Source organism: Streptomyces aurantiacus JA 4570 (genome assembly GCF_000414115.1).
In the GTDB taxonomy this organism is placed as follows: Bacteria; Actinomycetota; Actinomycetes; order Streptomycetales; family Streptomycetaceae; genus Streptomyces; species Streptomyces aurantiacus_A.
This window is the reverse complement of the sequence record NZ_AOPZ01000096.1, coordinates 1-13,134: the sequence shown is the minus strand read 5'-3', so window position 1 is coordinate 13,134 and position 13,134 is coordinate 1. Positions and strand designations below refer to the sequence as shown.

The window sequence follows — 13,134 nt, the reverse complement described above, 5'->3', positions numbered from 1 at the left end:
GTCCGGATCGTTGGCCAACGCCAACCCCGCCAAGCCGAACAGCATCACCGGCACATGCGCGGACTCGGTGACGTACTCGGACAGCAGATGCGGCACGACGACGTACACCACCCCCGCCACCACGGCGAACTGCGCCCGCCGCACCCCCGCCGCGACCACCACGGCCAACCACACGAGCCCCGTCATCGCGGTGAAGTCGGTCGCGGTGATGCGCGTGTTGAAGGACGCGTACATCACCCCGCCGAACCCGGCGAGCCCCGCCGACAGCGTGAAGAGGAGCAGCTTCGTGCGGACCACGGAGACGCCGGAGGCCATCGCGGCGGCGGGCGCCGACCGGACGGCGAGCATGGCACGCCCGGACGCGGACCCGCGCAGCGCGCCGAGCGCGGCGACGGCGGCGGTGACGAGGACGACCATGGCGACCCCCATGGCCCGGTCGTCGGAGAGGTCGACGGGGCCGAACACCGGGCGGGGGATCTCCCAGCCGGTGTCGCCGTTGCGCAGCCACCCCATCTGGAAGAGGACCTGATCGGCGAGGAAGGCGAGGGCGAGCGTCGCGAGGGCGAGGGAGCGCCCGCCGAGCCGCAGCGCGGGCAGCGCGACGAGCGCCCCCAGGACGGCGGCCGCACACGTGCCGACGAGCGCCGCGGCGAAGAACGGCCAGCCGTGGCTGAGCAGCAGCCCGGCGACGAGCGCGGCGCCCGTCACGAACGTGGCCTGCGCGAGCGAGACCATCGCGCCCAGGCCGGTGACGACGGTGAAGGACACGAAGACGAGGGACAGGGCGAGGCCCTGGGCGAGCAGGCCGCTCCAGAAGGGGGTGGTGACGGTGTAGAAGGCGGTGGCGAGGAGCACCGCAGCCACCGCCCACGGGCCCCACCTGCGCGCCCACGACCGCCCCGCCAGATAGTCGACGGGCGCCGCGTCCACCGCCGCCGTACCCGCGACCCGCTGTCGCCGTGTCAGCACCAGCAAGCCCGCGAAGAGCAGCAGGAACGGCACCGCCGTACGGAATCCGGTGATCGACTCGGCGAAGTCGGCGTACCCCGCGACCAGGTTCTGCAGCACCCCGAGCGCCAGGCCGCCCGCGAACGCCAGCGGCACCGACAGGAACCGGCCGAGCACGGCCGCCGTCGCCGACACGAAGAGGAAGAGCGTGAAGTCGTGGGACGACAGGCCCAACAAGGGCGTGGCGAGCACTCCCGCCAGGCCCGCGAGCCCGGACGACAGCATCCACGCCACCGACGAGAGACGGTCCGCGCTGATCCCCCGCAGTTCCACCAGCGACCGGTTGTCCACGGCCGCGCGCATTCGCAGGCCGAGCCGCGTGTGCCGCATCAGGATCCACAGGCCGACGGCGACGACCGCCGTCGCCACCCACGTGATGAGCTGGTCGGAGTCGACGCCGACGCCGTCCGTCAGCTGCCAGCTCCTCGCCGGGCTCGGCCCCACCCCGGGCAGGCCGAACTGGTTCTCGGCGGGCTTCACGGGCGCGCCCGCGTCCTGAAGGAGTTCCACCACCCACAGGCCGAGCGCGGGCAGCGCCACGAGCAGCCCGATCGTCGCCACGATCTGCGCCGTCTCGCCCACCCGCGCCAGCTTGCGGAACATCAGCCGGTCCAGACCCCAGCCCAGTGCGGGCGCGAGCACGCACACGAGCAGCAGCGCCGTCGGCACGGCCGGCCAGCCGAAGCCGGAGTGCAGTTCGTAGAAGGCGAGCGCGCAGAGGTAGGCGGTCGCGCCGTGCGCGAAGTTGAAGAGTCCGGACGCGGAGTACGACAGGACCAGGCCCGTGGCGAGCAGCGCGTACAGCGCTCCCGAGACAAGGCCGCTCAGGACGAAACCCAGCAGGTCCGACATCGGCGGCGGCCCTCAGCGGAAGGGGATCGGTTCGTAGCAGGTGAAGGGGGACGCCACCTCGTACTTTCCGCCCTTCAGCCGCACCAGCGCCCCGCAGCCGAACGCCTCCTTGCGGCCCTTGGGCAGCGCGCGGTCGCCGACGAGCGTGCCGGTGTCGGAGAAGCCGTCGGCCGCCCGCTGGAAGGACTCCGCCGTCAGCTTCCGGCCCGCCTTCCCGGCGACGGCCAGGAAGAGATCCGCCGACATGTAGCCCGTCATCATGTGCATGTTGAGGGGGATCTCCTTGCCCGCCGTCTTTCTGACGTCCTCCTTGAACTGCTTCATGTCCGCGCTCTGTTGCTCGAACGGCTGGAACGTCAGGAGCACATGGACGCCGTCGAGCGCCTTGCGCGTCGCGCTCTTGGCCAGCAGGCCCGGGTCGTAGTCGGTGGGGTCGGTGAGCAGGCCCCGGTAGCCGGTGCGTTTGACGGCGGTGAACAGGCCGATGTTGTACGGGGTCTGCATGACGGAGACGACGGCGTCCGGTGCCTTGCCGCCGTCGGAGCGCAGGATGTCCTTGGTGTACGCCGACCAGTCGCTCGGCACCGAGGTCGCGGGCACCACCGACTTCGCGTACGTCACCTCGAAACCGGCGGCCTTGAAGCTCTGCCGGTAGGTGCGGACGGCGAAGGTGCCCGGCTCGTTGTCGTTCGCGAGGATCGCCACCGACTTGCCGCGCGCGCCGCCCATGACCTTCTTCAGGCCCTCCGGCCAGCTCTGCGTGATGGTGCCGCCGGGCATCGGCACCATGCAGCCGCCGAAGCCGTACAGGTACGTGGGGCCGCAGAACGCCGGGATCGTGCCCCAGCCGAACGTCGGCACCTTGTGCTCCTGGAGGAAGTCGGCGCCGGAGAACGTCACCGAACTCATGGGGGCGATCGCGAACACCTTGTCGCGCTGGACGAGTTTGCGGGCGGCGGCGAGGTTGCGGGCCGGGTCCTGGCCGTCGTCCTCCGCGCCCAGATAGTCGATCTTCCGGCCGTGCACCCCGCCCTCGGCGTTCGCCCTCTCGAAGCGGGCCCTGGCCCCGAGGTCGGTGTCCTTCTTGCTGTATCCGCTGGCGGTCGTCATGGAGACGATCCCGCCCACCTTGACGGAGTCCTCGCTCACGCCCCGGGCGGAGTCGCCGCCCTTGCCATCTCCTGAACTCCCGCTGTTGGAGGCGGAGTTGCAGGCGGGTACGGCGGCGAGCAGCAGTCCGGCCACGGCGGCGGCGCCGAGCTTGCGCAGGGATCGCGACACGGTCGTCCCCCTCCGGTCGAGTGAGGCAGATTCTGTGTCCGACCTGACGAACCGTCAATAACTGACGCAACGTCAAATCCACTCGCGGAGCGTGGATCAGCCGCGGTAGAGCGCCTCCACCTCGGCCGAGTAGGCCAGCTCGATCGCCTTCCGCTTGAGCTTCAGCGAGGGCGTGAGCAAGCCGTGCTCCTCGGTGAACTGGTGCGCCAGTATCCGGAACGTGCGGATCGACTCCGCCTGGGACACCAGGGTGTTGGCGGCCACCACGGCGCGGCGCACCTCGGTCTCGAGGTCGGGGTCGTGCACCAGCTCGCGCGCCGCCATCGGCGGCTTGTTGCGCATGGCGAGCCAGTGCTCGACGGCCTCCGCGTCCAGCGTGACGAGCGCCGCGATGTAGGGCCGGTCGTTGCCGACGACGATGCACTGGGCGACCAGCGGATGGTCCCGCACCCGCTCCTCCAGCTGCACCGGCGAGACGCTCTTGCCGCCGGAGGTCACCAGGATCTCCTTCTTGCGGCCCGTGATGGTGAGATAGCCGTCCTCGTCGAGCGCGCCCAGGTCGCCGGTGGCGAGCCAGCCGTCGTGCAGCGCCGCGTCGGTCGCCTTGGGGTCGTTGAGGTAGCCCTGGAAGACATGGCCGCCGTGCAGCCACACCTCGCCGTCGTCGGCGATGTGCACGGTGGTGCCGGGGATGGCCTGGCCGACCGTGCCGTAGCGGGTGCGCTCGGGCGGGTTGGCGGTCGCGGCGGCCGAGGACTCGGTGAGGCCGTACCCCTCGAAGATCGTCACGCCCGCGCCGGCGAAGAACAGGCCGAGGCGGCGGTCCATGGCGGAGCCGCCGGACATCGCGTGCCGCACCCGGCCGCCCATGGCGTCGCGGACCTTGGCGTAGACGAGCTTCTCGAAGACCTGGTGCTGCATGCGCAGCGCCGTGGAAGGACCGGGCCCGGTGCCGAAGGCCCTGGCCTCCATCGCGTCGGCGTACCGCACCGCCGCCTCCACGGCCTTGTCGAACGGGCCCGCCCTGCCCTCCCGTTCGGCCTTGCGCCGGGCCGCGTTGAAGACCTTCTCGAAGATGTACGGCACGGCCAGGATGAACGTCGGCCGGAACGCGGCGAGGTCGGGGATCAGCGCGGCGGCGTTCAGGCTCGGCTGGTGGCCGAACTTGACGCGGGCGCGCACCGCGGCGATCTGCACCATCCGCCCGAAGACGTGCGCGAGCGGCAGGAAGAGCAGCGTGGACGGCTCGTCGCCGCGCTTGGAGCGGAACACCGGCTCCCAGCGCTCGACGAGTGTGTCCACCTCGAACATGAAGTTCCCGTGCGAGAGGACGCAGCCCTTGGGGCGGCCCGTGGTGCCGGAGGTGTAGATCACGGTCGCCACGGAGTCCGGCGTGACGGCGCGGCGGTGGCGGTGCACCACCTCGTCGTCCAAATCGCGGCCGGCGTCGTTGAGTTCGCGTACCGCGTCGCCGTCGAGCTGCCACAGGCGGCGCAGATGCGGCAGCCGGTCGACGACCGAGCCGATCGTCATCGCGTGGTCCTCGTGCTCGACCATCGCCGCCGACACCTGCGCGTCGTGCAGCATCCAGAAGACCTGCTCGGCCGACGACGTCGGATACACGGGGACGACCTGCGCGCCCACGGTCCACAGGGCGAAGTCGAACAGCGTCCACTCGTACCGCGTGCGGCACATGATGGCGACCCGGTCGCCGAACCGGACCCCCTGGGCGAGCAGCCCCTTGGCGAGCGCCAGGACCTCGTCGCGGAACTCCGCGGAGGTCACGTCCTGCCAGACGCCGTCACGCTTGCGGCCGAGGACGACGCGGACCGGATCCTCAAGGGCATGGTCGAACACGGCGTCGGCAAGGCCGCCCACCCGTGGCGCCGACGCCATGGGAGGGTTCGTGAACTCGCGCAATGGTGCTCCTTGTGGCGCTCCGCACAGCGCCGGTGACGGTACCCCACCCCGGTCCCGTCCGGGAGGGGGTGGGAAACGCCCGAACGGGCACGATCGTCACAGGTCAGCGGGTGAAATGCGGCCACAAGGGTAAGGGACGGACACATTACTGACGGCTGAGTAAGTTTCGGTGCCGTAATCTCCACCGAATCTGTACGCGGCGGTTACCCCTGGAGCTGCTTCTCGCGGGTCGGCTCCGCGGCCGCCGACGGGGCCTGACCTGCGACGGACTCAGGTTTGGTCCGGACCATCAGGAGCACCGCGAGGCCCGCAGCGAGCCCCACCGCGCCGGCCGTGAGGGAGGCCCCGTTGAGCCCCGAGGCGAAGGCGTCCCGCACCTCGTGCGCGGACACCGAGCCGCGCAGCGCGGCCGCCCCGCCCCCGGCCGCCGTGTGCGCCGCGTCGTGGCCGATCGTGTCCTGCATCCGCGAGGTCAGGACCGTGCCGAACACGGCGACGCCGAGCGCGTACCCGAGCTGCCGGAAGGTGTTCACCGCGCCGCCCGCCATGCCCGCGCTCGAAGGCGGCACCGCGGCGAGCGCCGCCCCCGCGAGCGCGGGCGCGACGAGCCCGGCCCCGACGCCCGACAGCGTCAGGCCCGGCACCAGCGCCTGCCACGACGAGCCCGCGTCCAGCACCGCCATCGCCAGGCAGCCCGTGCCGATCAGGAGCAGGCCGACGCCGATGACGTACCGCGCCGGCGCGCCGTGCAGCAGTCGCCCGCCGACCGCCGCCACCACGAAGGACGTCGCCGCCAGCGGAAGCAGCACCAGGCTGCCGCGGATCGGGCTCATGCCGAGCACGGTCTGCAGCCAGATCGAGAAGTACGGGATCACGGCGAAGGCCGCCGCGTTGTAGCCGATCCCGGCGATCAGGACACCCGTGAACGCGGGCTTGCGCAGCAGCTTGAGGTCGAGCAGCGGGTGGGTGACCCGCCGCTCCACGACGACGAAGGCGACCAGCGCGAGGACCGCGACCGCGAAGGTCACGCCGGTGGCCGCCGAGGCCCACCCGACGGACGACGCCCGCACCACCCCGTACGTCAGCGCCCCCGCGAACACCGCGAACGCCGCCGTGCCCGCCCAGTCCACCCGCCGGCCCGCGTGCCCCTTCGCCTCCGGCAGCACGCGCAGCGTCAGCCACACCGCCGCCACGCTGACCGGCAGGTTGATGAAGAAGATCCACCGCCAGCCGGGCCCCTCGGTGAGCAGCCCGCCGACGATCGGTCCCAGGGCCGCCGCGGCGCCGCTCACCGCGCCCCAGACCCCGAGCGCCACCGAGCGCTGCTTGCCCTGGTAGGCGGCGCCGAGCAGCGGCAGTGTCGTCGCGAACATCGCCGCCGCGCCGAGGCCCTGCACCGCGCGCGACGCCACCAGCAGCTCGGCGTTCGGCGCGAGCCCGCAGCCGAGCGAGGCGAGGGCGAAGAGCACGGTCCCCGCGACCTGGGTCCGGCGCCTGCCGAGCACGTCGGCCGCCGCGCCGACGCCGAGCAGCAGCGCGGCGAGCGCCAGCGCGTAGCCGTCGATGACCCACTGCAGATCGCTCAGCGACGCGTCGAGCGCCCGTGCCATGTCGGGCAGCGCCACCACCACGATCGTCACGTCCAGCAACAGCATGAATGTGCCCAGGCACACCGCTGTCAGCGGCCCCCATGTGCGCATGTCTCTCACTCCTCGTGCCATGTCCAAAGGATTCGTACAACGACGTACGATCCTTCAGAGCCGCACGATCGTGACGGCTGTCGGCCGGGTTCCGGCGGAAACCGACATGGGAGAGGTGGCAGCGGGTGGAATCCCACACGCCCCGCGCGCTCGACGAGCTGGATATGAAGCTCCTGCACGCCCTGGAGACCGACGGGCGGGCGCCCTTCAGCAAGATCGCTGCGGTGCTCGGCGTCTCCGACCAGACCGTCGCACGCCGCTACCGGAAGCTCACCGCCGAGAGCGGCCTGAACGTGGTCGGCGTGCGCAACGCGGAGCGGCTGGGCACGGACTTCTGGATGCTGCGGCTGCGCTGCACACCCGAGGGCTCGGAGACCATCGCGAACGCGCTCGCGCGCCGCCCCGACACCTCCTGGGTCGCCCTGATGTCGGGGGGCACGGAAGTGATCTGCATGACCCGGCCCCGCAAGCCCGGCGACCACGACGACCTGCTGCTCGGCAAGCTGCCGCGCACGCCGCACATTGTGGAGATCCGCGCGTTCCAGCTTCTGCACAGCTTCTTCGGCGGGCCGCGCGGGTGGCTCAGCAAGCTGGCGCCGCTGAGCGAGGCGCAGCTTGCGGCGCTGACGCCGCGGCTCGCGCCCGCGGCTCGCGCCCGCCACGCGCGCCCCGGTCCGCATCTCGGCCGAGGACGAGGCATTGGTGACCGCGCTCGAAGCGGACGGGCGTGCTACGTATCCCGAATTGCAGCGTGCCACTGGGCTTTCGGAGTCGTCCGTGAAGCGGCGGCTCGGCGCGTTGCTGGAGTCCCGGGCCGTTTTCGTCGACGTCGAATACACGCCCGAGTTGCTCGGGTATCACGTGGCCGCGGCCTTGTGGATCACTGCTGCGCCCGCTGCGTTGCACTCCGTGGGGGAAGCGCTTGCGTCTCACTATGAGATCGCCTTTGCCTCGGCTACCGCGGGGCCCTCGAATCTGGTCGCCACCGTTGTCGCCCGTGATACGGCGGGGCTCTACGCCTACATCAGCGGCAAACTTGGCCAGTTGGAGGGCGTGCAGCATGTGGAGACTGCGCCGTTTTTGCGGCGGGTGAAGCAGTTGGCCTACCGGCCTGGGCGGTGACGTTCCGCTGGGGTGCGATGTTTTGTCTGCGGATGGGTGGGGGCTGGTCGCGCAGTTCCCCGCGCCCCTAGGAAAGCCTCGTTGCCGTCGGCCGGATTGTTCACGCTCGGCCTCTTTGTAGGCTGTCTCCGCCTGCCAGGATCGCCGCCGCCAAGGCGTTCGCCGCGCTCGTCGCTCGGGTGCTGCGCTCGCCGTGGCGCAGTACGAAGTCCACCGAACCCAGCTCCGGCAGGCCCGCCCGGTCCGGTAGTCGTTCCAGGCCCTGTGGGATCAGGCCGCGGGAGTGGGCCATGACGCCCAGGCCCGCGCGGGCCGCTGCGAGCAGGCCGTTGAGGCTGCCGCTGGTGCAGGCCACGCGCCAGGGGCGGGCGCTGCGCTCCAGGGCCTCCATGGCCAGGGCGCGGGTGATGCCCGGCGGCGGATAGGCGATGAGGGGCACCGGCAGGGCCGGGTCCAGGCGGAGCCGGGGCGCGCCGATCCACACCAGGTCGTCGTGCCAGACCAGTTCGCCGCGCGAATCCTCCGGGCGCCGCTTGGCGAGCACCAGGTCGAGCTTGCCCGCGTCCAGGCGCTCGTGCAGCGTGCCGGACAGTTCGACGGTCAGCTCCAGGTCGACCTCGGGATGGCCGCGCCGGAAGGACTCCAGGATGTCGGTGAGCCGGGTCAGGACGAAGTCCTCCGAGGCGCCGAAGCGCAGCCGCCCGCCCGGCCGCGCTCCCGTGAAGAACGCCGCCGCCTGCTCGTGCACCTCCAGGATGCGCCGGGCGAAGCCGAGCATCGCCTCACCGGCCTCGGTCAGCTCCACGCTGTGCGTGTCCCGCGTGAACAGCGGCCGCCCCGTCGCCTCCTCCAGGCGCCGCACGTGCTGGCTCACCGTCGACTGGCGCAGGCCGAGGCGGCGCGCGGCCTGCGTGAAGCTCAGCGTCTGGGCCACCGCGAGGAACGTACGGAGCTGAGCGGGGTCGTACACGCCTCCCAGGTTATCGCGGAACGTGATGACAGTCAGAGCGGTGTACGGGATTCCCGATCGCGGCCGGGAGGAGGACCATGGAGAGGGCACGTGCCGCCCCGAGAAGCCCCGAGAGCATGGAGCACTGTGAAACGCCCGTCCTGGCCGTCCTGGATGCCGATCGACCCGTACATCGCGGCTCTGCTCGGCACCGTGGGACTCGCGGCGCTCCTGCCCGCCCGCGGCACGGCCGCCGACGTGGCGTCCGGCGCCTCGACGACGGCCGTCGCGCTGCTGTTCTTCCTGTACGGCGCACGCCTGTCGACGCGCGAGGCCGTCGACGGGCTGCGGCACTGGCGCCTCCACCTCACGGTGCTGCTCTGCACGTTCGCGGTGTTCCCGCTGCTCGGCCTGGCCGCCAAGGGCCTGGTCCCGTACGTCCTGACGCCCGCGCTCTACAGCGGCTTCCTGTTCCTGACGCTGGTGCCCTCGACGATCCAGTCGTCGATCGCCTTCACGTCCATGGCGCGCGGCAACGTCCCGGCGGCGATCTGCGCGGGCTCGTTCTCGTCGCTCGCGGGCATCGTGATCACGCCGCTGCTCGCGGCCTGGCTGCTCGGGCACAGCGCGGGCGGGTTCTCCGCGGACTCGCTGCTGAAGATCGTGCTGCAACTGCTCGTGCCGTTCCTCGCGGGCCAGTTCCTGCGCCGGTGGGTCGGCTCCTTCATCGCCCGCAACAAGAAGGTGCTCTCCTTCGTCGACCGGGGCTCGATCCTGCTGGTCGTCTACACCGCGTTCAGCCAGGGCATGGTGGCGGGCATCTGGCACCAGGTCACCCCGGTCCGGCTCGGCGCGCTGCTCGGCGTCGAGGCGGTGCTGCTCGCCGTGATGCTGTCGCTGACCTGGTACGGCGCGAAGAAGCTCCGCTTCGGGCGGGGCGACCGGATCGCGATCCAGTTCGCCGGGTCGAAGAAGTCCCTCGCCGCGGGGCTGCCCATGGCGAGCGTCCTGTTCGGCGCCCAGGCGTCGCTCGCGGTGCTGCCGCTGATGCTCTTCCACCAGATGCAGCTCATGGTCTGCGCGGTGATCGCCAAGCGCCGCTCCCGTGACCCGGAGGCCGTCGAGGCGCGCGCGGCGGAGGCCGGTACCGGACCGGTCAGTCCTCGCGCTGGAAGCGCAGCGACACGAACCGCGGCCGGTACAGCTCCACGTTCCGGCTGATCTGCGCCTGCGCGTTCGCGGCCGTCGTGTCCAGCCAGTTGACGTCGTAGCTCACCACGAGCCGGCCGTCGCCGCTCACGGCCGGGTGGGCCTGCGGGTTGTAGGGGGCGGCGGCCGCCGTGTCCGCCGCGCCGCCCCCGGTGTCCTTCGGCAGCGACGGCGCGAACGCCTTGGCGGGGCCGTGCCAGGGGCCGGCGGGGGAGCAGGACCAGTAGGACGTGACGTTCGTCAGGCCCGCGGTGCCGGCCGCCATCGTGAGCAGGACGTACGTTCCGTCCCTGCGGACCACGGTGAACGCGCTGCCGACGCCCTTGCGGTCGCCGTTGCCGAGGACCGGGCGCGGGGCCTTGGTGCGGGACCAGTCCGAACCGTCCCAGTACCGCCAGGCGGCGGGGTCGTCGAGGCTCCCGTGCGGGACGCGGGCGACGTAGGCGTGCGAGGAGGGGCGGGCGGTGGCCTGGGCGTCGTTGCCGCCGAAGACGTACGTCCACTCGCCGTCGTCGACGGTCGACGCGCCGTACAGCACGCGCCGCCCGGGGTCGGGGACGCCGCGCTGGTCCGAGATCTGCGTGATGCCCTCGACGCGCAGGTCCGGCAGGGAGAGCGTGGCGACCTCGGTGGCGGCGGGCACGCCGTAGATCCACGGCCCGGTGCCGGTCGCACGGGTCCACAGGAGCACCCGCAGGACGTCCTCGTCGGCGCCCGGCGAGCGCGGCTCGACCTTCGCGGCGACCGGCCAGCGCCACTGCCCCGGCGCCGGATCGGCGAACATGGGGGTGGGCAGCGTACGCTCGATGGATCCCGAACGGTCCATGACCACACCGGAGTTGCGCACCATCGGCGTGTTCGTGTCCCGCCACGCGTGCGGCTGGCCCTGCGGGTTGGGCGGCGCGTGCACCTGGCCGAGGAAGGTGTCGGAGAACAGCCACAGGACCCGCCCGTCCGGCAGCTTCACCGAGTGCGTGCCGTCGCCGCCCGTCCAGTCGTCGGTGCGGGCGCCGTCGTCGCCGTACGAGGCGAACGCGCCGGTGAGCCTCGGCTCGGCGGCCGACGACGCGACGGTGGTCGCCGCGCACGCCGGACCGCCCTCCCGGTCGTCGTCGCCGTCCGGGAGGGCGGTCAGGAACACGGCCGCGCAGGCCAGGGCGAGCAGCAGGACGATCCAGGTCCTGCGCGCGCCCCGGCCGCCCGGAGGCCCGTCCGTGGTGGACGGTGCCGCGTACGGTTCTGTGGCTGCGGACACGCCGGGGACGCTAGTTCCCCGCGCGCACCCGGTCCATGGGCAGCCAGGTGACGGTGTTCCACGTCACAGCGGCGGACGCGCTCTGCGGGAGGTCCTCGGAGCTGAGGTGTCGCACCTCCTCGTCGCTCAACGCCCGCTCGAACACGCCCACTTCGTCGATGGCGCCGGTGAAGTGGGCCCTGCTGTCCAGGCGCTGGCCGACGTGCACGCCGAACGTCGAGTTGCGGCTGACGCTGCCGGGGACGTCGGCCCGCGTCAGCGGCTCGCCGTCCAGGAACAGCGTGAGCCTCCCGTCGCCGCGGCGCAGCGCGACGTGGTGCCACTTGCCGTCGTTGTGGGCGCCGCTGGTGCTCAGTGACACCGTGCGCGGCGGGCCGCCGCCCTCGCGGGTGGTGATCGACCCCGTGACGCGGTTGCCCGCGGGCTCGCCGCGCAGCCACACCTGCGGCTGGCTGTTGCCGACGCCGCCCATCCAGAGCATCGGCTGCTCACCGCTCTTCGCCGTGTAGCGGAACCACAGCGAGGCCGTGAAGTCCCGGGTGCCGAGCGGCAGTCGGGAGCTGTACGGCAGCCGGACGGCGTCGTCCACGCCGTCGAAGTCGATCGCGCGCCCCCCGAAGACGCCGTCCGTGGTGCCGGCGCCGCCGAGCACCGCCGCGTCCCGCGCGCCGGGCGCCCAGTCGCGGGTCCGCGGATCCGGGCCGCGACGCGGCTTCAGCCAGTCCTCGGTGAAGCGCGCGAAGCGGATCTCGTCGCGGGCGTCGACCGCGCCGCCCTCGTACATCAGGCCGACGCGTTCGTCGTCGACCGCCACCATGTCGGAGTAGCCCGACCAGTCGCCGGTGACGACGGTGCCCCGGTCGAAGCTGTCCCAGGTGCGGCCGCCGTCGTAGGAGGAGCGGATCATCATGGTCCTGCGGCGGTCGGGATCGCCGGGGCAGGCGAGCAGGAGCCGGTCGCCGAACCGCAGCGTGGCGCCCTGCACCTGCGGTGTGTACAGGTCGGGGATCGACGTGAACGGGCGGGTGAAGCTCTCGCCGCCGTCCCGGCTGACGGCGTGGTCGCGGTGCCCGAGGTCGGTGCCGTCCTGCTCGCGCCCGCTCACATAGATCGAACCGTCCTGACGCTCCGCCAGGGTCATCTCGGACGGCTTCTGCCGGAACGTGGCGTCGCTCGCGGAGATCGGGTACGAGTCCGTGGCCCCGATCCGCCAGTTGTCACCGCCGTCGTCGCTGACGACAAGGGCGGCGTGGTTCTCGGTGACCCGGCTGCCGTTCCACGTCTCGGCGTTGACCGTGAAGACCAGGCGCCCCGCGTGCCGGCCGCGGGTCAGCTGGATGCCGTGCACAGGCCCGGTCGCGTACCAGGAGTTCCAGGACTTCGGCAGGATGTCGTCGCTCAGGTCCCGCGGCTTCGACCAGGTCTCGCCGTCGTCGTCGCTGTGCTGCAGATAGGGCGTGCGCTCGCACGGCACCTCGCAGTTCTTGCCGTCCGTGCGGCCCGGGTTGTAGGTCTCCGCGAGCACGATGCGGCCCGTCTCGCGGTCGACGACCGGCGCCGGGTTGCCGTGCGTGTCGCCGCCGCCCTCGTTGATGACCTGCATCGGGCTCCAGGTCCGGCCCCCGTCCTCACTGCGCTTGAGGACCAGATCGATGTCACCGGCGTCGCTGCAGTCGTTGACGCGTCCCTCGGCGAAGGCGAGCAGCGTTCCCTTCGTCGTCTTCACGATCGCTGGTATCCGGAAGCACGCGTAGCCCGGATCCTGGGAAGCCTTGAAGAGGATCTGCTGATCGAACGGTGCCCTCGGCGCCCGGTCCGCGGCCTCGGCCGCGCCGCCG

8 protein-coding genes and 1 pseudogene are annotated in these 13,134 nt (G+C 72.0%); 2 read left to right on the top strand and 7 right to left on the bottom strand.

Annotation, left to right across the window (positions count from 1 at the left end; all coding sequences use genetic code 11):
* From STRAU_RS12170 to STRAU_RS12155, 4 genes are all read right to left on the bottom strand, one after another.
* The coding region (locus STRAU_RS12170; RefSeq protein WP_037658882.1) for an ABC transporter permease at window positions 1-1,860 on the bottom strand (1,860 nt) is incomplete at its 3' end.
* Window positions 1,861-1,872: 12 nt separating this feature from the next.
* Window positions 1,873-3,141, bottom strand: a complete 1,269-nt coding sequence (locus STRAU_RS12165; protein ID WP_016640599.1) for an ABC transporter substrate-binding protein — start codon at window positions 3,139-3,141, stop codon at window positions 1,873-1,875.
* 96 nt (window positions 3,142-3,237) lie between these two features.
* A complete protein-coding gene (locus STRAU_RS12160) occupies window positions 3,238-5,061 on the bottom strand; it encodes an AMP-dependent synthetase/ligase (RefSeq protein WP_037658880.1) in 1,824 nt (607 codons plus the stop codon).
* Between the two features lie 203 nt (window positions 5,062-5,264).
* On the bottom strand, window positions 5,265-6,761 hold the full coding sequence (locus STRAU_RS12155) for an MFS transporter (protein WP_037658878.1): 1,497 nt from the start codon (window positions 6,759-6,761) through the stop codon (window positions 5,265-5,267).
* Between the two features lie 164 nt (window positions 6,762-6,925).
* On the opposite strand from STRAU_RS12155, the pseudogene STRAU_RS44655 reads away from it, so the two are divergent.
* Window positions 6,926-7,883: pseudogene (locus STRAU_RS44655) on the top strand (Lrp/AsnC family transcriptional regulator).
* A gap of 100 nt (window positions 7,884-7,983) precedes the next feature.
* Here the strand turns inward: STRAU_RS44655 and STRAU_RS12145 are convergent.
* On the bottom strand, window positions 7,984-8,853 hold the full coding sequence (locus STRAU_RS12145; RefSeq protein ID WP_016640595.1) for a LysR substrate-binding domain-containing protein: 870 nt from the start codon (window positions 8,851-8,853) through the stop codon (window positions 7,984-7,986).
* Between the two features lie 126 nt (window positions 8,854-8,979).
* On the opposite strand from STRAU_RS12145, the gene STRAU_RS12140 reads away from it, so the two are divergent.
* Entirely contained in the window at window positions 8,980-10,053 is a 1,074-nt protein-coding gene (locus STRAU_RS12140; RefSeq protein WP_052029056.1) for a bile acid:sodium symporter family protein, read from the top strand.
* On the opposite strand, the gene STRAU_RS12135 is transcribed toward STRAU_RS12140, so the two are convergent.
* Window positions 9,989-11,296 carry a DUF4185 domain-containing protein gene (locus STRAU_RS12135; RefSeq protein ID WP_397892065.1) on the bottom strand — a complete coding sequence of 436 codons (1,308 nt, stop codon included), beginning with the start codon at window positions 11,294-11,296 and terminating at the stop codon, window positions 9,989-9,991. The genes STRAU_RS12140 and STRAU_RS12135 overlap by 65 nt on opposite strands.
* Before the next feature lie 10 nt (window positions 11,297-11,306).
* Window positions 11,307-13,134 (bottom strand): sialidase family protein (locus STRAU_RS12130; protein WP_037658876.1); only part of this gene is annotated, 1,828 nt, incomplete at its 5' end.